At 38.2% G+C, this 21,113-nt stretch carries 13 protein-coding genes, 4 tRNA genes and 3 rRNA genes; 11 read left to right on the top strand and 9 right to left on the bottom strand.

From position 1 onward, the window contains the following. Positions 1–6: 6 nt before the first annotated feature. On the bottom strand, positions 7–426 hold the full coding sequence (locus EM308_RS00360; RefSeq protein WP_035638168.1) for a DUF2721 domain-containing protein: 420 nt from the start codon (positions 424–426) through the stop codon (positions 7–9). A gap of 121 nt (positions 427–547) precedes the next feature. Further along, the gene (locus EM308_RS00355; RefSeq protein WP_035638166.1) at positions 548–730 is read right to left on the bottom strand and encodes a hypothetical protein; all 183 of its coding nucleotides are present in this window, start codon (positions 728–730) and stop codon (positions 548–550) included. An 818-nt stretch (positions 731–1,548) separates the two neighbouring features. Between EM308_RS00355 and EM308_RS00350 the strand changes: the two genes are divergently transcribed. The 7 genes from EM308_RS00350 to EM308_RS00320 all read left to right on the top strand — a co-directional run bounded on the left by EM308_RS00350 (position 1,549) and on the right by EM308_RS00320 (position 7,109). After that, positions 1,549–3,062: ribosomal RNA gene (locus tag EM308_RS00350) — 16S ribosomal RNA — on the top strand. 130 nt (positions 3,063–3,192) lie between these two features. Continuing rightward, a tRNA-Ile gene (locus EM308_RS00345) sits at positions 3,193–3,266 on the top strand. Between the two features lie 138 nt (positions 3,267–3,404). Next, positions 3,405–3,478 (top strand) — tRNA-Ala (locus EM308_RS00340). Between the two features lie 205 nt (positions 3,479–3,683). After that, a 23S ribosomal RNA gene (locus EM308_RS00335) occupies positions 3,684–6,568 on the top strand. A gap of 197 nt (positions 6,569–6,765) precedes the next feature. Further along, positions 6,766–6,875: ribosomal RNA gene (gene rrf / locus EM308_RS00330) — 5S ribosomal RNA — on the top strand. The 16S, 23S and 5S rRNA genes sit together here with 4 tRNA genes alongside, the layout of an rRNA operon. Before the next feature lie 65 nt (positions 6,876–6,940). Beyond that, positions 6,941–7,013 (top strand) — tRNA-Phe (locus tag EM308_RS00325). 10 nt (positions 7,014–7,023) lie between these two features. Beyond that, a tRNA-Leu gene (locus EM308_RS00320) sits at positions 7,024–7,109 on the top strand. A 184-nt stretch (positions 7,110–7,293) separates the two neighbouring features. Here EM308_RS00320 and EM308_RS00315 read toward each other — a convergent pair. The 6 genes from EM308_RS00315 to htpG all read right to left on the bottom strand — a co-directional run bounded on the left by EM308_RS00315 (position 7,294) and on the right by htpG (position 14,830). Then, a complete protein-coding gene (locus EM308_RS00315; protein ID WP_197516508.1) occupies positions 7,294–8,247 on the bottom strand; it encodes an ISAon1 family transposase in 954 nt (317 codons plus the stop codon). Between the two features lie 10 nt (positions 8,248–8,257). Further along, entirely contained in the window at positions 8,258–8,623 is a 366-nt protein-coding gene (locus tag EM308_RS00310) for an ISAon1 family transposase N-terminal region protein (protein ID WP_035640510.1), read from the bottom strand. Between the two features lie 401 nt (positions 8,624–9,024). Next, the gene (locus tag EM308_RS17825; protein ID WP_081907373.1) at positions 9,025–9,963 is read right to left on the bottom strand and encodes an MASE1 domain-containing protein; all 939 of its coding nucleotides are present in this window, start codon (positions 9,961–9,963) and stop codon (positions 9,025–9,027) included. Positions 9,964–10,209: 246 nt separating this feature from the next. Next, entirely contained in the window at positions 10,210–11,016 is an 807-nt protein-coding gene (locus tag EM308_RS00300) for a hypothetical protein (protein ID WP_035640591.1), read from the bottom strand. Positions 11,017–11,191: 175 nt separating this feature from the next. After that, the gene (locus EM308_RS00295) at positions 11,192–12,364 is read right to left on the bottom strand and encodes a pYEATS domain-containing protein (RefSeq protein ID WP_035640603.1); all 1,173 of its coding nucleotides are present in this window, start codon (positions 12,362–12,364) and stop codon (positions 11,192–11,194) included. Positions 12,365–12,943: 579 nt separating this feature from the next. After that, a complete protein-coding gene (gene htpG, locus EM308_RS00290; protein WP_035640623.1) occupies positions 12,944–14,830 on the bottom strand; it encodes a molecular chaperone HtpG in 1,887 nt (628 codons plus the stop codon). Positions 14,831–14,997: 167 nt separating this feature from the next. Here htpG and EM308_RS00285 point away from each other — a divergent pair, with 167 nt between their 5' ends. The 3 genes from EM308_RS00285 to EM308_RS00275 all read left to right on the top strand — a co-directional run bounded on the left by EM308_RS00285 (position 14,998) and on the right by EM308_RS00275 (position 17,280). Then, positions 14,998–15,507, top strand: a complete 510-nt coding sequence (locus tag EM308_RS00285) for a lipocalin family protein (RefSeq protein ID WP_035640604.1) — start codon at positions 14,998–15,000, stop codon at positions 15,505–15,507. 18 nt (positions 15,508–15,525) lie between these two features. After that, the gene (locus EM308_RS00280; RefSeq protein WP_035640606.1) at positions 15,526–16,209 is read left to right on the top strand and encodes an OmpA family protein; all 684 of its coding nucleotides are present in this window, start codon (positions 15,526–15,528) and stop codon (positions 16,207–16,209) included. A gap of 126 nt (positions 16,210–16,335) precedes the next feature. Beyond that, positions 16,336–17,280 carry an ABC transporter ATP-binding protein gene (locus EM308_RS00275; protein ID WP_035640608.1) on the top strand — a complete coding sequence of 315 codons (945 nt, stop codon included), beginning with the start codon at positions 16,336–16,338 and terminating at the stop codon, positions 17,278–17,280. Between the two features lie 109 nt (positions 17,281–17,389). Here the strand turns inward: EM308_RS00275 and EM308_RS00270 are convergent, their stop codons facing one another. Next, on the bottom strand, positions 17,390–19,801 hold the full coding sequence (locus EM308_RS00270; RefSeq protein ID WP_035640609.1) for an alpha/beta hydrolase family protein: 2,412 nt from the start codon (positions 19,799–19,801) through the stop codon (positions 17,390–17,392). A gap of 271 nt (positions 19,802–20,072) precedes the next feature. Between EM308_RS00270 and EM308_RS00265 the strand changes: the two genes are divergently transcribed. Then, complete coding sequence (locus EM308_RS00265; RefSeq protein WP_035640611.1) at positions 20,073–21,080, top strand: 3-oxoacyl-ACP synthase III family protein; 1,008 nt, start codon at positions 20,073–20,075, stop codon at positions 21,078–21,080. Positions 21,081–21,113: the final 33 nt, after the last annotated feature.

Genomic DNA, 21,113 nt, shown 5'->3' with positions numbered 1-21,113 from the left:
CCTAAGTTATTTTGTTTGTTGTTCCTTTTCGAGTTCTTTATGAGTAAGGTCACTCAAATGCAATCGCAAAGCGTCAACAGAGATGTTAATCTCCCAAAAACATAGTGCCAAAGAGGTCAAAAGAGCAAGTAAGCTAAATCCAAACAAATAAATCCCTGTCAATTGGTAATCCAGGAATAAAACAAGCATCGTAAAAACCGATAAAAACAAACTCAGTACACCCGACATTTGCATAAAGCGAATAAGTGTCAATCGGCGGTTGAGGTTCTTTATCTCCAATAAAATCATACGGTTCTCTTTCTCTTTATAAACTTTCTTCAGGCCTCGTACAATGGTCGCAACCGTCAAAAACCGATTAGTATATGCTAATAAGATTAGCGAAGTGGCCGAAAAGAGCAAAGCAGGAGTTTCTATATGAAGTGTCATAAGTGTAATTTTTAGAGTGCAAAGTTCGGTTTTTTTGTCGATTTGCGAAAGAAATTAGATAGTTTCTGGTAATCCAAAAAGATTGATAATTCATTTAGGTATTCAAAATAATAATCAGGAGCTATTTCCTGCTGTCCATTACAAGCTCTCGGTCATAAACCATTTTTCCTATTGTCCCGTCAGGAGCTTCCGTTGGTCGCTCTGTCGGTCCAGGAAAAATAGGTTTATTTCCTCGAGGCTTTCCATTCCCATCAGGGCTAGGGGATGGGTTTTCATAAGAGGGAAGGCAGATAATCGACACCATAATATATATAGGAGGGAATTATCCAAAATGAAATCCGTTTTTGCGTGAATCTTAAAAGAGGCAATAGAAGGGATTCTGCCGTAGAGACGTATTGTTATACTTCTCCTTGTTATATGTCTCTTGTTTTGTGTTTTCCTGTTTTGCGTCTCCTTAATCACAAAGAAATCGGTTTTGCCTTAGCGCCTTTGCGTCTTTGCGAGAAAAACCGCCTCTGATTAGAGGTAAAAAGTATCCCAACATGGGTATCGGCGCAGAAAAGTCCGCAGTCCTGCAACATTTGTATTTATAAATATCAACATATCAATCACTTAAAAAATAAATATAAAAAAGATTAAAAAAGCCATTGTCAAAACGAATAAACGCACTACTTTTGCACCCGCAACAACGCAGACGTTCATAGAAATCCTGACAGGCTGATAGAATTAGAAAGAAAAATTTTTTTTCAAAAAAAGATTCAAAAAAGCTTGTGAGATTCGAAAACGGAGCTTATCTTTGCACCCCGCAAAATACGTAACGTTCCTTGAAAAACTGAATAAGAAAAGTGAGAAGTACACGGAAATAAAATTTTCAAAAAAAACTTCAAAATTTTCTTGTTGGTTAAAAAAGAATTGTTACTTTTGCACCCGCTTTGGTAGAGACGGCGATTTATCGCGTCTCGGGCAAAACAAAAGAAGAACACGTTCCTAGACATATTGAATTGACAGCCGTCTCGTCCGAAAGACGAGACAAATAAAATAAGAGTAATAGAATCGGAAGATTTGAGAATAACCACTAGAATCGGAGTCGAAAATAAGACAAGCAGTAATGCTTAATAATATACGATGAAGAGTTTGATCCTGGCTCAGGATGAACGCTAGCGGCAGGCTTAACACATGCAAGTCGAGGGGTATAGTTTTTCGGAACTAGAGACCGGCGCACGGGTGCGTAACGCGTATGCAATCTACCTTTTACAGGGGGATAGCCCAGAGAAATTTGGATTAATACCCCATGGTATATGGATTTCGCATGAAGTTCATATTAAAGTTCCAACGGTAAAAGATGAGCATGCGTCCCATTAGCTAGATGGTAAGGTAACGGCTTACCATGGCGACGATGGGTAGGGGTCCTGAGAGGGAGATCCCCCACACTGGTACTGAGACACGGACCAGACTCCTACGGGAGGCAGCAGTGAGGAATATTGGTCAATGGGCGCAAGCCTGAACCAGCCATGCCGCGTGCAGGATGACGGTCCTATGGATTGTAAACTGCTTTTGTACGAGAAGAAACACTCCTTCGTGAAGGAGCTTGACGGTATCGTAAGAATAAGGATCGGCTAACTCCGTGCCAGCAGCCGCGGTAATACGGAGGATCCAAGCGTTATCCGGAATCATTGGGTTTAAAGGGTCCGTAGGCGGTTTAGTAAGTCAGTGGTGAAAGCCCATCGCTCAACGGTGGAACGGCCATTGATACTGCTGAACTTGAATTACTGGGAAGTAACTAGAATATGTAGTGTAGCGGTGAAATGCTTAGAGATTACATGGAATACCAATTGCGAAGGCAGGTTACTACCAGTGGATTGACGCTGATGGACGAAAGCGTGGGTAGCGAACAGGATTAGATACCCTGGTAGTCCACGCCGTAAACGATGGATACTAGCTGTTGGGAGCAATTTCAGTGGCTAAGCGAAAGTGATAAGTATCCCACCTGGGGAGTACGGGCGCAAGCCTGAAACTCAAAGGAATTGACGGGGGCCCGCACAAGCGGTGGAGCATGTGGTTTAATTCGATGATACGCGAGGAACCTTACCAAGGCTTAAATGTAGATTGACCGATTTGGAAACAGATCTTTCGCAAGACAATTTACAAGGTGCTGCATGGTTGTCGTCAGCTCGTGCCGTGAGGTGTCAGGTTAAGTCCTATAACGAGCGCAACCCCTGTTGTTAGTTGCCAGCGAGTCATGTCGGGAACTCTAACGAGACTGCCAGTGCAAACTGTGAGGAAGGTGGGGATGACGTCAAATCATCACGGCCCTTACGCCTTGGGCTACACACGTGCTACAATGGCCGGTACAGAGAGCAGCCACTTCGTGAGGAGGAGCGAATCTATAAAACCGGTCACAGTTCGGATCGGAGTCTGCAACTCGACTCCGTGAAGCTGGAATCGCTAGTAATCGGATATCAGCCATGATCCGGTGAATACGTTCCCGGGCCTTGTACACACCGCCCGTCAAGCCATGGAAGCTGGGGGTGCCTGAAGTCGGTGACCGCAAGGAGCTGCCTAGGGTAAAACTGGTAACTAGGGCTAAGTCGTAACAAGGTAGCCGTACCGGAAGGTGCGGCTGGAACACCTCCTTTCTAGAGCTTTAGTGTTAGCTGCAAGGCACGCTAAAGAGAGAAGACGAAGAGACAATTGGTTTCAAGACCGAAGATTATATTACTCTTGCTGTTAATTTAAAAAAAAGAATTAAAAATAAGTAAAAAACAGAGTCTCGTAGCTCAGCTGGTTAGAGTACTACACTGATAATGTAGGGGTCGGCAGTTCGAGTCTGCCCGGGACTACTTTTTTAGAGTTATAAGTTATGAATTATAAGTTATAAATTAAAAAAGACTGTAGAAAGCTTAAAAAAAGGAAATTCTAGAGTTGAGAGGTTGTGAATAATCATTCATAATTCATAATTCACAATTCATAATTAGATTGGGGGATTAGCTCAGCTGGCTAGAGCGCCTGCCTTGCACGCAGGAGGTCAACGGTTCGACTCCGTTATTCTCCACAGATAGTATCAAGATGATAGTATCAAGAATTAAGACAAAATCTTAATACTTAATACAAGAATCTTAATACATATTAAAGTTCATTGACATATTGAGATAAGAAATAATAAAAAGTAGAAAGAACAAATGCGTTTGTTGTTGATAGTTTTTAGTTTGTAGTTACAAAACGATAAGCGATAAACAAAAAACAATAAACCGTAAGTACAATAAGCAAAATAAGGGCGTATGGGGGATGCCTAGGCTCTCAGAGGCGAAGAAGGACGTGATAAGCTGCGAAAAGCTGCGGGGACGGGCACACACCGATTGATCCGCAGGTATCCGAATGGGGCAACCCACTATGTTGAAGACATAGTACACCGATAGGTGGGCAAACCCGCTGAACTGAAACATCTAAGTAGGCGGAGGAGAAGAAAACAAAAGTGATTCCGTAAGTAGTGGCGAGCGAACGCGGATTAGCCCAAACCAATGTTGTTACGGCAATGTTGGGGTTGTAGGACCACGATATTTTATGCAAACAGAACCGGAAGTTACTGGAAAGTGACGCCATAGAGGGTGATAGCCCCGTATGGGTAATGAATGTAATAGATAGTGGTATCCTGAGTAGGGCGGGGCACGTGAAACCCTGTCTGAATTTGGCGGGACCATCCGCTAAGGCTAAATACTCCTGAGAGACCGATAGTGAACCAGTACCGTGAGGGAAAGGTGAAAAGAACCGTGAATAACGGAGTGAAATAGATCCTGAAACCATACGCTTACAAGCGGTCGGAGCCCATTAGTTGGGTGACGGCGTGCCTTTTGCATAATGAGCCTACGAGTTAACGTTGCTGGCAAGGATAAGTGGTTAAGCCATGGATCCGTAGCGAAAGCGAGTCTGAATAGGGCGCTTTAGTCAGTAGTGTTAGACGCGAAACCGTGTGATCTACCCATGGGCAGGATGAAGCGCTGGTAACACAGTGTGGAGGTCCGAACCGGTTGACGTTGAAAAGTCTTCGGATGACCTGTGGGTAGGGGTGAAAGGCCAATCAAACTCGGAAATAGCTCGTACTCCCCGAAATGCATTTAGGTGCAGCGCATATTATAAGTTATATAGAGGTAGAGCTACTGATTGGATGCGGGGGCTTCACCGCCTACCAATTCCTGACAAACTCCGAATGCTATATAATGTTTTTATGCAGTGAGGGCTTGGGTGCTAAGGTCCAAGTCCGAGAGGGAAAGAACCCAGACCATCAGCTAAGGTCCCCAAATATATGTTAAGTTGAAAGAACGCGGTTTGTCTGCCCAGACAGCTAGGATGTTGGCTTGGAAGCAGCCATTCATTTAAAGAGTGCGTAACAGCTCACTAGTCGAGCGGACGAGCATGGATAATAATCGGGCATAAACATATTACCGAAGCTATGGATTTGCAGGCAACTGCAAGTGGTAGGGGAGCATTCTGTCAGGGTTGAAGGTTTTTCGTAAGGAGAGCTGGACTGGACAGAAAAGAAAATGTAGGCATAAGTAACGATAATGCGGGCGAGAAACCCGCACACCGAAAGACTAAGGTTTCCACAGCTATGCTAATCAGCTGTGGGTTAGTCGGGACCTAAGGCGAACCCGAAAGGGACAGTCGATGGCCAACGGGTTAATATTCCCGTACTACTGATTACTGTGATGGGGTGACGGAGTGATGAAAGCGCCGCGAACTGACGGAATAGTTCGTTGAAGTACCTAGCTATAAGATCTATAGGCAAATCCGTAGATTTTGGTGAAATACGATAGTACTCGGAGTCTTCGGACAAAGAGATAGTGCGCCTAAGGGCTTCCAAGAAAAACCTCTAAACTTCAGGTAATTAGTACCCGTACCGCAAACCGACACAGGTAGTCGAGGAGAGAATCCTAAGGTGCTCGAGAGATTCATGGCTAAGGAATTAGGCAAAATAGACCCGTAACTTCGGGAGAAGGGTCGCCTCGTCGTAAGACGAGGCCGCAGTGAAGAGGTCCAGGCGACTGTTTATCAAAAACACAGGGCTCTGCAAAATCGTAAGATGAAGTATAGGGCCTGACACCTGCCCGGTGCTGGAAGGTTAAGAGGAGATGTTATCTTCGGAGAAGCATTGAATTGAAGCCCCAGTAAACGGCGGCCGTAACTATAACGGTCCTAAGGTAGCGAAATTCCTTGTCGGGTAAGTTCCGACCTGCACGAATGGTGTAACGATCTGGACACTGTCTCAGCCATGAGCTCGGTGAAATTGTAGTAACGGTGAAGATGCCGTTTACCCGCAGTGGGACGAAAAGACCCTGTGCACCTTTACTATAGCTTAGTATTGACCTTGGATAAATGATGTGTAGGATAGGTTGGAGACTGTGAAGTGGCGTCGCCAGGCGTTGTGGAGTCATTGTTGAAATACAACCCTTTGTTTATCTGAGGCCTAACCCCATATTGTGGGGGACATTGCTTGGTGGGTAGTTTGACTGGGGTGGTCGCCTCCAAAAGAGTAACGGAGGCTTCTAAAGGTTCCCTCAGTACGCTTGGTAACCGTGCGAAGAGTGCAATGGCATAAGGGAGCTTGACTGAGAGACATACAGGTCGATCAGGTACGAAAGTAGAGCATAGTGATCCGGTGGTTCCGCATGGAAGGGCCATCGCTCAAAGGATAAAAGGTACGCCGGGGATAACAGGCTGATCTCCCCCAAGAGCTCATATCGACGGGGGGGTTTGGCACCTCGATGTCGGCTCGTCACATCCTGGGGCTGGAGAAGGTCCCAAGGGTTGGGCTGTTCGCCCATTAAAGTGGCACGCGAGCTGGGTTCAGAACGTCGTGAGACAGTTCGGTCTCTATCTACTGTGGGCGTTAGAAATTTGAGTGGATCTGATTCTAGTACGAGAGGACCGAATTGGACAAACCTCTAGTGTATCTGTTGTCCCGCCAGGGGCACCGCAGAGTAGCTACGTTTGGAAGGGATAAGCGCTGAAAGCATATAAGCGCGAAACCCACCACAAGATGAGATTTCTTTTAAGGGTCGTGGAAGATGACCACGTTGATAGGCTATAGGTGTAAAGGCAGTAATGTCATAGCCGAGTAGTACTAATAACCCGTAAGCTTATGTACACCCTTTTCTCTCTCTGGTCTCGTTCTAAACGAGACGAGAGAGAGAAGAAACTTTCTAAAACACTTTTTATGTTCTTTATCTCAGTATGTTAAAATATTTACAGCGTAGCTGTATTGAAAGTTTAACGTTTAAAGTTTGAGGTTGTTGGTTAAACAACTTTAAACAAAATTAAACCTTAAACCCTCAAGCAAAACCTTAAGGTGGTTATTGCGGCGGGGCTCACCTCTTCCCATCCCGAACAGAGTAGTTAAGCCCGCCTGCGCAGATGGTACTGCAATTTTGTGGGAGAGTATGTCGCTGCCTTTCTTTTAAAAAACCCGTCTCGTTTTTATTTCGAGACGGGATTTTTTATAAAATAGTTAAATAATATTGGTACCTTAGCTCAGATGGTAGAGCAATGGACTGAAAATCCATGTGTCCCTGGTTCGATCCCTGGAGGTACCACTTTAATAATGCTCGGATGGTGAAATTGGTAGACACGCTGGACTTAAAATCCAGTGAACAGCAATGTTCGTGCGGGTTCAAGTCCCGCTCTGAGTACAAAAGCTTCAAACTATGTTTGGAGCTTTTTTTATTTTGTGCTTTTGTCCCGTCCTGAAATCACACGACGATGTAACACAGTTGAATACCGACTACAACTGGATCAATCCTAAAACGGATCAATCCTAAAACCTGTGGGGAAGTAAAATTTGGATCAATCCTAAAACCTGTGGGGAAGTAAAATTTATGCATAGATATTGGTTAGCCTGAAAAGGAAGAATCCAATGTTTCTAACCCCTCTAAATTGAGATCTAAACGCTTTTATTTTTGCATTAAAAGATTCAGCTGAAGCATTGGTACTTCTGTTATCAAAATAATTCAAGATTGTTTGATAGTGATTCTCTATTGATCGTGAGATTGTGTTAAAGGATTTAAATCCGGATTGATTTACTTTCTCGTGCCATTTAGCCAATCTTGAGAGTCCAATAATTTTATTCTGTGTATTCTCGAAGATGTTTCTTAAGTCTTGAGCTAATTCATATGCTTTTTGGATTTCAGGATATAAATCGAACAATAATATAGCTCTAATTATTTGGCTTTTTGACCATTTAGACTTGTTTTTGTTGAGAAAGTGCCGGCTTCTGGCTAATAATTGCTTATTGGTATCTCCATTTGATAACATTTGAGATTCGTACTTAATTTTACTGCTTTTAGCCTTCTCAATAGCTTCGTTTTCTAGGTCTATCGCTTGCCAACGGTATTTTATTCTGATTTCTTGTAAAGCGTCTAGTGCTAGTTTTTGAACATGGAAACGGTCGGTGACTTGAATTGCATTTGGAAAACATTTCTTGGCTATTAATCCCATATTTGCTGCCATATCCAAAGTAATTTCTTTGACTTGCTTGCGCTGTTTGATTGGGATTTGTTCAATGAAAGATATTACCGTTTCCGCTTTAGTTCCAGCAATCATAGCAACTATGGTTCCTTTTCTTCCTTTAGCCGCTTTGTTGGTTACAACGGTATATAGTTCGCCATTGGAAAGGGAAGTTTCATCTATTGACAAGCGTTTGCCTATGTTTTGGGGAAAGAGAAGCCATTTTTCCGCATGTTTGAGTTGATCCCAAGCTTTGAAATTACTTAAAAACTCTTTGTATTGATATTGTAAATTTCTACCTGAAACTCCATAGAAAGAGGCAATGGCATTACAATCATTTGGTTTGGAATCTATTGATCTCTTTTAAAAAAGACGCAAACTCTTGTGTTACTCGAGTGCCGTCCGCTACTAAATTCCAATCTCTAAACACCACTTTTCCAGTGTCTTGGTTAAGCCATCTTCTGCGAGTGATATGCAAATACACTTGGTGTCCTCGGATAGGAAAATCCTGCACCGTTATCTCATCAAAGAATCCTTTTGAACTTAATTTAGACGCCCTGTATTCTTTAGGAACTGAATTAATCTCTCTAAGGTACAGATGAAGTATCTCATCTCCTTTTTCATAAGAAGTAAGTTCAAAATAATCTACAATTATTTCAGGTAATAACAATTTAAGTAAGTCGATAAAGGAATCTTGCATTGCATATAATATGAAATGACAAATGTCTAGATTTTTAAATTTCTCCACAACTTTTCGTCTTGATCCGGATTAATCCTAAAATTGATGTTTGGATGATCAGAAATGAATGCTTTTTTTAGTCACTGTGCTCGCGTGAGTGATGGAAGCAAGTTACCGAAGTAACGCGTACAGCACGACAGCATTAGGGAAAGGGGGCGAATAAACGTTGCAATAAGTTGCCCCCTTTTCCTAATGGTGGCACGCCCAAATGCTTTTGAAGTAAATGATCCCGATTTAAGTTATTATTTTTTGAAAATACTGTTCCTATGAAAAATATGTAACAGTGTACAAATCTGCCTACAGTTGTAATCTATAATAGAATGATAAATTTTACTAGAATTGTGGTATAGAAGTTTAGATTTTTATGCTTCTAGTTTTCTATGTAAGTAGTCAGAATAGTATCCTGACAATATTAAAGCAATTACTGTAGTTAAGCCAAAGAATGGATTGATATTAATGAGTGAATCTTCGGAATTGACTACGACAAATGAGCCATAACCGAGATACCCGTAGATTGATGATAGGAGGGCAAACATGGAAGCTAAAATAGATACTCCTCTAATTCTAAAGCGAAATGTGGCCCATAATAATATTATTATGAATAGGTATTGATCGTTTGGATGGTCAAATGCAATAAGAATGCATACGAAGACTGTTGCTAATCCTAATGAAATGGCTTCTAAAAGTGATGTTGAAATGATTTTGATATGATGACGATAAAACCAAGACAATAGAAAAGGAGTTATGAGTATTGTGCCTATTAAATCACCTTTCCATAGTGTTATCCAGTTAGAAATAAAGTGATTTGGAATACTTAATCCCCAAAAGGAAATAGCTGAAACACATAGTAAAGAACAGATTCCGCAATATAAAACGCCAATCGATAAAAAGGCTATAACTGAAGTTCCATTTTTTAGCGGATATTCTCCTTTGTTGATTAAATTAATTAAATAACTACTTATGATTACTCCGATTGCTACTCCTGTGGCTACAGATGCTGAAGATAGAATGTTTTCGAGTAATGATTTGTCCAACATTTTGCAAACATCCCAAAAGGAAAACATGTTTGCAACAAATGATCCTATCCAAACTCCTGTTATTGCTTTGCGCCCTATAATTAAAATAGCTGCAAGCGCAAATCCTACATCCGGAAAAATTGGGGAGAGATTATCTGGAGATACTGTTATTCTGAAGCTTAAAAAGGCAAGTACATTAAAAACAAATGCAACAAGAATAATTTTAAATAAATTTGACTTTAAATAAAAGGGAGTGTAATAATCGTTTGCATCTAATTTATACATAATGAATAGATTTTTTTACTCTTTAGGATTTCAGAAAACTAATGAAACAAATTTAGTATTTAATTTTTAATATTATTTTTTTATAGGCTTAAAAATTGCTTTTATGGCATATTTTTGAATATAAAAGCTTTTTTTTTCTATAAAATGAAAAGAGACCACGTAAATAGACTGCACCCAAAAAGTTTGACACTATTTGGGGCAGTTTACAAATGTGGTTTCTTTCGGATATTTTTGATGTAATTAGTTTTACATTGTTATTGGAAATTCGATTCCGTTTTGAGTGTAAGTTGCTTTGTTATCACAATCACCAGTTCCATAATCAATTGTTCCGTTTAAGATTGTGCTTTCCACTTTTATTTTTCCTTTGGACACATAATCACAGGAATATTTTTTAATCAATGATTGAGTAACTGTCAAAGTGATTGTTTGGCCATTTTGCTTTGTAATGGTAGTTGTTCCTTGAGTCATTTCGAATGAATCATCATCAAGAGTAGGTGTTGAAGCTCCTCCATTTTGTGTTATGGTGTATGAGCCGGAATTTTGATACACATTTCCTTTAGTATCTGTAAAAATTCCATCAGTAACAGTTCTTGTCCATTTTGGTGCAGTTACAGTGATGTTCTTGTACACAATTTTCCCTTCTAATTTATTGCCGTTAATAGAGTAGTTTATTCTTTCTATTGTCATTGTGCTTCCGTTTTCGGTGATATAGCCAGAAAAAGTGATTTTTAGTTTTCCTTTTCTCGTAATGTTGTTTAAGGTACATCCGGTTCCAAAATCAACATAGAATGTTTTTGGGAAAGTAGTTGTTACTGGGTCCATAACCGCAGTAGCACATGTGCCAGCCAAAGTTTTTCCGGTTTGTCTAGCAGTTAATTTGTCGAAAGAAACTTGAGTTCCTGTTTGAATATCCAATTCATTTGCCAAATCAATAGATGCCGATGCTGCAATAGGAGTGCTGTCTGTGGCATCCTGTGAATCTTCTTTGGTACATGAAATAAATTGGAAACAGCTTAGCGAAAAAGCGGCCAATAAGAGTAAACGATTCTTCATAGATTTTTAGGTTTTGGTTAAGTTTATTTGTTAAGGGTGAACAAATTTATTATTTTATTTGAAGTAATTGTTGTTATAATTGTTAAAAATCAGCAGAAATGATTTTTTTGAAGGATTTTAATTGCAAATTAAACATCTTATTTGATGAATGTTTGCAAATATTATTTTATTCAGATTAATGAGACTTGAAATGACTTGATACATTTGGTAATTCTGCCAAATCAAGTTCTAGTTCGGTGGCACCATTATCCGCAAAAGCGCCTACAGTAAAGGAACCGGAAGAATAAAAGTTTAGTTCAGCAACTTGTTTTTCAACCTTTACAAGTTGGAATGGCGGATCACCAAAAGTATTGTGCAGAGCAAATAACAATATCTCTCCGTTTTTCAAAGGATTGTTTTTTTGGTCTGTTGAAATTATTTGCAGTTTTACTTTGTACAATCCTTTGGTCTCTTCGCTAACAGTCGCTTTCAATTCTCTTTCGTTGTTGATGAAATTTGATTTCCATTGTCCTTTTTGAGGGTCATCATAGTGTAAAAGAAGTCCTTTGTGCAGTTTTAATTTGGCTTCATCTATCATTTTATCCACATACAATACTGCGTTTTCGTGTACTTTTTTGCCCCCATCAGTTGTGAATATTTTTTTGATGACAGTATTTATGCTAGTATTCAACATAAAAGGTTCGTTTACCTTGACAATAAGAGTTTTTGTCAATTGCTCTTTTTCCTGAACAAGACTTTGAAATTGAATAATCTTGTTGTCTTTTAGTTGGTTATCTTCCTTAATTTGAAGAATTTTTTCTTTACTAATTTCCAATTCTTTCCGAATCAAATTCTCATCAGCATACTTGTATTTATTGGCACGAACCAAACGCATATAATTGTATCCGACAAATAAGCCCAAAAACCCGAAATAAATAACGACACCTATTGTGTAAATATTCAATAATTGTCCGTCATATTTCGAAGCAATCCTTACATATTCGCCAAGCGAAACAAAATATTCCGGAATTTCTTTTAGATTTATCAACCCAACCCCGACAATTATTTTGGTTAACCAATCAGAGATTTCGGCCAAGCCATTATTGAGTGAATAATTGTTTTCTTTTTTATTGTTTCGTTTGGGCATTCCAAACAAAAGACCAACAAAAAAGGCACTCGTAAATGAGGAAATTCCGAGTATAAGACCTATAAAAAGAATTTTTCCGCCCATTTCTGGAATAGTAACCGGAAAACCAATAACAGGAACCATTCCCAAAAAAAGTCCCGTATATAATGTAAGTAAAACCGAGGTTTCAGCGTCTTTTCCTGTATTTTTTTCTTTCTCTAATTCCGTTTCGTTATTCGTCATAAGCGTAGGTTTTAATTAGGTTCAAAATCAAATCAGTTTTTAATTGCTTTGCGGAGCTTAATTTTTTTTAAATAAAAGAATGAACACGATTTTTCCAAAAAAGGAAATTTCAAATTATATCATTAAAGTCAATTTGGGCGAGACCCCATTAAGAAAAGTGGCCTACTTTACTTTGCGGTCATACGGCCACTTTCCTTAATGCGGTCGGGCTATCCGCGTTACTTCGGTAACTTGCTTCTATCCCTCTCGCGGCCAACTGCAAGTAAAGAGATTTTAGATTGAGGATTAACGATTGCCGATTTCAGATTTGGTTTGGCCAAATAGTTGACTCTCTATTTTACTTGGTCTTTTACTTCTTAAATCAAAAATTGTTGCACGAGCCTGCAAGGCGAACTGGCGAAGCAATCAAAAATCAGCAATCTTTTTAATTTTCAATTCTTAAAATTAAGTAAAAAAACGACAAAAATAAAGTTTAAGTACCTGTTTTACAGTAAATAAATTAAAATTAGACATAAAAAAACCTGCAAGTTTAAACTTGCAGGTCTTAAGTTCCCCTCCTTCGGAGGGGTTAGAGGAGCATTATTTAATCAATTCAAAACTTCTTTTTACAAAAGCAGTCAAAGCTTCACCTTTCAATAAGTTTTGAGATAATTTTGCCAAGTCCAAAGCTTGTTTTACCAAACTTTCCTGAGCCGATTTGTCTTTATTATTCAATATACTTGATGCCAATTCGGAATTGGTGTTGACAACCAAATTGTACATCTCAGGCATATTGCTCATACCAAACATTCCGCCGCCACCGGTTTGGCTCATTTCTTTCATTCTTCGCATAAATTCCGGTTGCGTGATTATAAATGGAGCCGAGTCACTTGCCAAAGCTTCCAATTGAACCGTGTAGGTTTGTTTTGGAACAATCGTTTCAAGAACCGTTTTCAGGCTTTCTTTTTCTTCTTCAGATAATTTAGAAATAGCAGCATCTTCTTTCTTGATTAAGTTGTCAATATGGTCAGAATCCACACGAACAAAATGCAATCCGCTGTTATCGCCTTCAATTTTTTGAATCAAATGCGAGATAATCGGGGAGTCTAGAAGCAATACCTCGTAACCTTTATCTTTTGCAATTTCTATATAAGAGTGTTGTGCTTCCTTGTTTCCGGCGTATAGCACAACAACTTTTCCGTCTTTATCCGTTTGGTTTTCTTTGATTTTCTCTTTCAATTCATCAAGAGTAAAATAAGTATCATCAACAGTTGGGTACAATACAAATGCTCCTGCTTTTTCATAGAACTTATCTTCAGAAAGCATTCCGTATTCCAAAACGATTTTGATGTCATTCCATTTTTTCTCAAAATCTTCTCTGTTTTCGTTGAACAAAGATTTCAATTTATCGGCAACTTTACGAGTGATGTAGTTTGAAATTTTCTTCACAGCACCATCAGCTTGCAATCCAGAACGGGAAACGTTCAGTGGAATATCTGGAGAATCAACTACACCACGAAGCATCATAAGGAATTCAGGTACGATTCCTTCAACATTATCCGTTACAAAAACCTGATTTTGGTACAATTGAATTTTGTCTTTCTGAATTTGTAAATCACCGCTTAATTTTGGAAAATACAAAATACCGGTTAAGTTAAAAGGATAATCAACATTCAAATGAATGTGGAACAAAGGCTCCTCAAACTGCATCGGATACATTTCACGGTAGAAATCTTTGTAATCAGCATCTGTTAATTCTGAAGGTTGTTTTGTCCAGGCAGGATTTGGATTATTTACGATGTTGTCAACTTCGATTGTTTCAGGTTTGTAATCTTCCGGAGCGTCCTCAGGTTTTGGAAGTGTTTCTGTTTTTGTTCCAAATTTAATCGGAATAGGCATAAATTTGTTGTACTTAGTCAACAAACCAGAAATTTTAAATTCCTCTAAAAATTCAAGAGAATCTTCGGCGATGTGCAAAATAATTTCTGTTCCTCTGTCAGTTTTGTCAGCCGCTACAAGTGTAAACTCGGGACTTCCGTCGCATGTCCAGTGTGCAGCAGGTTCGTCTTTGTAGGATTTGGTTATGATTTCCACTTTTTCGGCAACCATAAAAGCAGAATAAAAACCAAGTCCAAAATGACCAATAATTCCTGAATCTTTTGCCGAATCTTTATATTTATCCAAGAATTCTTCAGCTCCAGAAAACGCTACCTGATTGATGTATTTCTCTACTTCATCGGCAGTCATACCAATACCTTGGTCTATAATGTGAAGTTTTTTTGCTTCTTTATCAATTTTAATTTCAATAATAGGAGAACCATATTCAACTTTGGCTTCACCAATGCTAGTGAGATGTTTTAATTTCAAAGTCGCATCGGTTCCGTTTGAAATCAATTCACGCAAGAAAATTTCGTGGTCACTGTATAGGAACTTCTTGATTAAGGGAAAGATGTTTTCAACCGAAACATTAATTTTACCTGTTGTCATGTTTTTATATTTATTAATGGTTTTACAATCGGTAAAAGTTACTTTCAAATAAAGTACCAATTGAAGCGGGAATGACAAATTGTCGTAAGTAATTATATATGTAAAAAATGTTTTTAACGAATTTGATATGTATCTTTGTACCTAAATTAATTTTAAAATTTTGAAAAATGAGGAAAATTCTTTTAATATGCACAATGGCCATTTTGGTTTTTGCATGCAAACCAACGTCTAATGCCCCAGCTGCTCCAGAGCCTGTTTCAAATGCTCCTATGACAAAATTGGATAAGACTTCTCAGGTAGGAATCAAAGGAAATTGGCAGGTTGTCAATGTTATATATCCAGGTTCTAACTATATTAAGGTCAATTCTTTTAATCTTGCGGATTCAAAATGTTTCATAGGAAGTACCTGGAAATTCATTTCGAATAACAACAAAGGAAACATGACTTTGAATAGCCCTGATTGTACTGCTTTTACATCCGAAATTACATGGTACATAAATCAGGAAGGGCAGTTTGTTCTAAAAATTCTGGACGAAGGATTGAAATCCAAAAAAGTAAAAACCGGTTTTGTGCTTGGTGTTAGAAACCAGACAGAAACTTCATTTGAATTGATTGATAAAATAAATGTAGGAAACAAACCTACCGATGTGGTTTATCAATTTCAAAAAGTCAACTAATTTATAACTTAGATAAAAATGAGAAAAATAACGATTTTAGGAGTTAGCAGTTTATTAGTATTAAGTTTTCTTTTTACAAGTTGTGAATCTGTGAATAATGCAAATAATGCTCAAAAAGGCGCTGGTATTGGTGCCGTTGCAGGAGGTGTTATTGGTGCAATTATAGGGAATAATACAGGAATTGGTACTGCCGGCGGTGCAGCAATTGGAGCCGCGATTGGCGGTGGAACCGGAGCAGTTATCGGACACAGTATGGATAAGCAGGCTAGAGAAATTGACCAGGCGCTTCCAAGTGCTGATGTGGAGAGAGTAGGTGAAGGAATTCGTTTGGTTCTTAAAGAAGATGCCGTACGTTTTGATGTTAATAAAGCAACTTTAACCGCTCAGGCAAAAGCAAATTTGGATAAATTGGTTCCTGTTTTTAAAGAATACGGAGATACAAATATTGAAATTTTTGGTTATACCGATAATACAGGAAAACCAGAATACAATTTGACGCTTTCTCAAAAAAGAGCTGAATCTGTAAAAGCGTATTTGATTTCAAAAGGTTTGGTGGCCGGTCGTTTCAAAACATCAGGTCATGGAATTGCAGACCCAATTGCTTCAAATGACACAAAAGAAGGTCAAAGTCAAAACCGTCGTGTGGAATTTGCAATTACGGCCAATGAAAAAATGGTGGAAGAGGCCAAAACGAAACAATAACATATCAAAATACTGAAAAAAACTGCTTCGTTATGAAGCAGTTTTTTTTTGGATATAAATGAATTATCAACATATTTTTTTTGGTAAAGAAACTATATTTGTTTTTTCAAATTTTAATGTGATAGAATGCTTCAAATTCAAAATATTTCATTCGGCTATACCGAAAAAATCATTCTCCAAAATGTAGATTTCACAGTCAATAAAGGGCAGAATATAGCAATTCTTGGGGAAAGTGGTTGCGGAAAAAGTACCCTCTTAAAACTTATTTATGGAATGTACGATCTTAATCAGGGACACATTTTTTATAATGAAAAAGAGATTCTTGGGCCAAAATTTAATTTGATTCCAGGAATGCCATTTATGAAATATCTGGCTCAGGATTTTGATTTGATGCCCTATGAAACGGTTGCCGAAAATGTGGGCAAGTTTCTCTCCAATGGTTTTTTACCCTTAAAAAAACTGCGTATTCAGGAATTACTGGAAATGGTTGAAATGACCGAATTTGCTAATGTTAAAGCTAAATTGTTGAGCGGTGGACAGCAGCAGCGTGTGGCTTTGGCGAGGGTTTTGGCTTTGGAACCCGAAGTGTTGTTGTTAGACGAACCTTTCAGCCACATTGATAATTTTAGAAAAAATGCATTACGCAGAAACCTTTTTGCCTATTTGAAGAAAAAAGGAATTACTACTTTCATTGCAACCCATGACAGCACTGATGCGCTTTCTTTTTCGGACGAAACTATCGTCTTGCATCAGGGGCAAATTTTGGAAAAAGGACCATCGGCAGATGTTTATAATTATCCATTGAATAAATATGTTGCTTCTCTTTTTGGAGAAGTAAATGAATTGAAACTGTCCCAATTAATGCCTATTGACGGCGAGGATGAAATTATTTTATTGTACCCGCATCAGTTAAAACTGGATGAAAACGGTACTATAAAAGCGGTTGCAAAACAGTCTTTTTTTAAAGGAAGTCGTTATTTGATTAAGGCAGTTTTTGATAGAAAGGTTATTTTCTTCGAGCATGATTCGGCTTTGGAAGCCAATCAGGAAGTGGCATTGAAAATTATTTAGAAGGTCTAAATTTTAAAAATAATAACAAATTAGAAGTTACTTATATAAGAAAGAGACAGTTTTTGAACTGTCTCTTTCTTATTAAATGAAAATCGGGATTCCTGTTGTTTTAGTTTTTCAAATATTTATCCAGGAATTGTTCTTGTTCCCAAAGTAGATGCAAGATGTTTTCTTTGGCTACATAACCGTGAGATTCTTTAGGTAATATTACCATTCTGACAGGGGCTCCCAATCCTTTTAGAGCTTGGAAATAACGTTCGGTTTGTAAAGTAAAAGTGCCAGGATTGTTATCTGCTTCGCCGTGAACTAAAAGTAATGGAGTTTTCATTTTTTCAGCATTCATAAAAGGCGACATTGTATTGTAAACTTGAGGCACTTCCCAGTAATTACGTTGTTCACTCTGAAATCCAAACGGTGTTAATGTTCTATTGTAGGCACCACTTCTGGCAATGCCACAAGCAAAAAGATTAGAATGAGTCAGTAAATTAGCCGTCATGAAAGCGCCGTAAGAATGCCCGCCAATAGCCACTTTTTTGGTATTGATATACCCTAAAGCATCTACGGCATTTATTGCGGCTTCGGCATCGTCTACCAATTGGGTAATGAAATTATCATTAGGTTCTGTGGTTCCTTCGCCAATTATAGGGAACGAAGCATCGTCAAGAACAACATATCCTTTGGTTACCCAATAAACAAAAGAGCCATAATAAGGAAATGTAAATTCATTAGGGTTTTGATTGCTTTGTCCTGCGCTGTTTTTATCTTTGTATTCTGCTGGATAGGCCCAAATTAGCAATGGTAATTTTTCTTTTTTAACCTTGTCATACCCTTCTGGCAAGTACAAAGTTCCAGATAATTCGACACCATCTTTTCGCTTGTATTTTATTACTTCTTTGCTAACGTTTTTGATACTTTCAAATGGGTTTGCGAAAGTGGTAATAGGAGTTAGGTTGTTTTTTTGTTTAATGTTTCTAAAATAATAATTGGGATACTCATTTTTTGATTGAATCTGTACCAACACTTTCCCTGTTTTAAAATCTTCAATTTCCAGTAAATCTTCTTTTTTGTCTTTGTAAGGAGAAGTATATAAGCGTTTTGATTGTAATGTCTTTAGATTGAATTCATCTATAAATGGAAATTGTCCATCTTTGGTATATCCATCCCCAATTCGATAGGCATTATTGTTTTCTATTGCTAATACATTCCTATTGTACTGATTTTCTTTAGTTTCAAAAACTCCAGGATCTGCATAAATGTCTTGTGAATTTCGATCCGTAATTATTTTTGGTTTTTGGTTAGGATCGGATGGATTGATTAAATAGGTTTTTGTATTTCGAGTGTCGTACCATTCATCTGAAACAATGGCAACTGTTTCATTTCCCCAGATAATGTTACTGATACGTTGTGGTGTTTTTACCATAGAAGTTGGGTTTGCCGTAAAAGGTGCTTCCCATAAAAAGATTTCGTCTCTAAATTCAACCTTGTTTGAAGGATCGCCTTCGTCTAAAGCTACTGCATAAGCTAATGTGGCTGGCTTGTCATTTCTCCAACTCATTTCTCTTTTTCCTTTGCGTACCGCCATGAACCCTTTTGGCATAATTTCATTTAGGGGCACTTCATTTACGGTTTTTATTTCAGCACCATTCTTGTCATAAACAACCGATTTTGCAGGGAAACGGTTTATAGGGACAATGTATGAAAATGGTTTTTGAATGGTAGTCAACATCAAATAATTTCCGTCGGGAGAAATTCTCTCACCAGCATACATAGCTGCTGGTTTGAATAAAGTTGTCTTTCCGTCCAGGGTAACTTTATATAGCTCAGACGTAATGATGTTTTCGAAATTGATTTCATCATTTTTGTTCTTCAACATGTCAGGATAAGTTCTGTTTTGTGATTTTGACCCCTCCGAATTAGAAATGATTGGTCCGGTTGGTAAATCTTTTTTCGGATCTAATAATGCAGCTCTGTTTTTGGGTAGCATTTTTACCAAAATAGTTTCATTATCATTGAACCAGCTAAATGGTGTGCCCAGATTCGCGTTTAGAGATGCATCGGTTAATTTGGTTGCTTTTGCGGAGGCAACATCCAAAACCCACATTTCAACTCCTGTACTAATGGTGTTTGAAAACAGAATCTTTTTGTCGTTTGGCGACCATACTATATTACTGATACGGGGATTGGCTGGAAACCCTGTAATTTGTATTTCGTTTTTGTCAGCAACTTTTCTTAGTTTGATATTGTTTATGTAGGTTACCGTACTGGAAATATTGGTTATTGGGTTTATTCGTAAGCCTCCCAAACGCATTTCCTCCTGATTTAAATCGTCCAATGTTTTATAAGTGGCTCTATACATCAAAAGCATGTATTCTTTTTTGGTGTCCATGGAGACTGAAGGAGCTCTTTGATAATCAGCTAAATCTAATATTGATTTGGATGGTTTTTGATAGTTTAGATTTTCTTGTGCCAATGAAGACAATCCTAAACATAGAAATAGGAATGAGCAAACTCTTAATTTCATAAGGTTAATATATTTTGATTAGTAGTACTGATATGTCGGAACAAAATAATTTTGTTACATTTAAAACAAAAATAGAAATTTTAGTGTTGTTAATTAGCTTCTTGGAAGCGATGTTTTTTTGAAATAATTTCTAACCAAGATAGTTATGGTGGAGTCATTCTGCTCCAAAAAAAAAGCTAATTGAATATTGCCAAAAAATGAGTAATTTGTAGTCGAATATTTTGAAAGATATTTAAATTTATTACCTTGGTTTTATAAAAATTGTAAAAGTATGTACCATTCAAAAATAACAGGATTGGGATATTATGTCCCTGATAATGTAGTAACCAATGATGATTTGGCTAAAATCATCGATACAAACGACGAATGGATTCAGGAACGAACAGGGATTCAGGAAAGAAGACATATCATTCGTGGCGAAGACACTACCACTACAATGGGAGTAAAGGCTGCCAAAATCGCGATGGAGCGTGCAGGAGTTGGGGCTGATGATATCGATTTTGTTGTTTTTGCAACCTTAAGTCCCGATTATTATTTTCCTGGTCCGGGGGTTTTGGTTCAGAGGGATTTGGGGCTAAAAACCGTTGGAGCATTAGATGTTCGTAATCAATGTTCTGGTTTTGTTTATGCACTTTCTGTAGCCGATCAATATATCAAAACGGGAATGTATAAAAATATTCTGGTGATAGGTTCCGAGGTACATTCTACAGGATTGGATATGACTACAAGAGGTCGTGGTGTTTCGGTTATTTTTGGGGATGGAGCAGGAGCTGCCATTTTGAGCAGAGAAGAAGATTTGACAAAAGGAATTCTGTCTACGCATTTACATTCAGAAGGTATTCATGCCGAGGAATTAGTTCTAAAAGCACCAGGAATGGGAGGGCGTTGGGTTTCGGACATTATTGCCGACAATAATCCAAACGACGAAAGTTATCTTCCTTATATGAATGGACAGTTTGTTTTCAAAAATGCGGTGGTTCGTTTTGCTGAAGTAATTTCCGAGGGATTGCAAGCTAATAATCTTCAGATTTCGGATATTGATATGTTGATTCCCCATCAGGCCAATTTGAGAATTTCTCAATATATTCAAAATAAATTCAAACTTTCAGACGACCAAGTGTTCAATAATATTCAAAAATACGGAAATACAACTGCGGCTTCTGTGCCTATTGCATTGACCGAAGCTTGGGAACAAGGGAAAATTAAGTCCGGAGATACTGTAGTTTTGGCCGCTTTCGGAAGTGGATTTACTTGGGCAAGTGCGATTATTAAGTGGTAGTTTTCTAACATAGATTCTATGAATTGATGTTGG

The organism is Flavobacterium gilvum (assembly GCF_001761465.1).
Classification (GTDB): domain Bacteria; phylum Bacteroidota; class Bacteroidia; order Flavobacteriales; family Flavobacteriaceae; genus Flavobacterium; species Flavobacterium gilvum.
The sequence above is the reverse complement of the archived record's forward strand: the minus strand, read 5'-3'. Positions and strand labels throughout refer to the sequence as shown.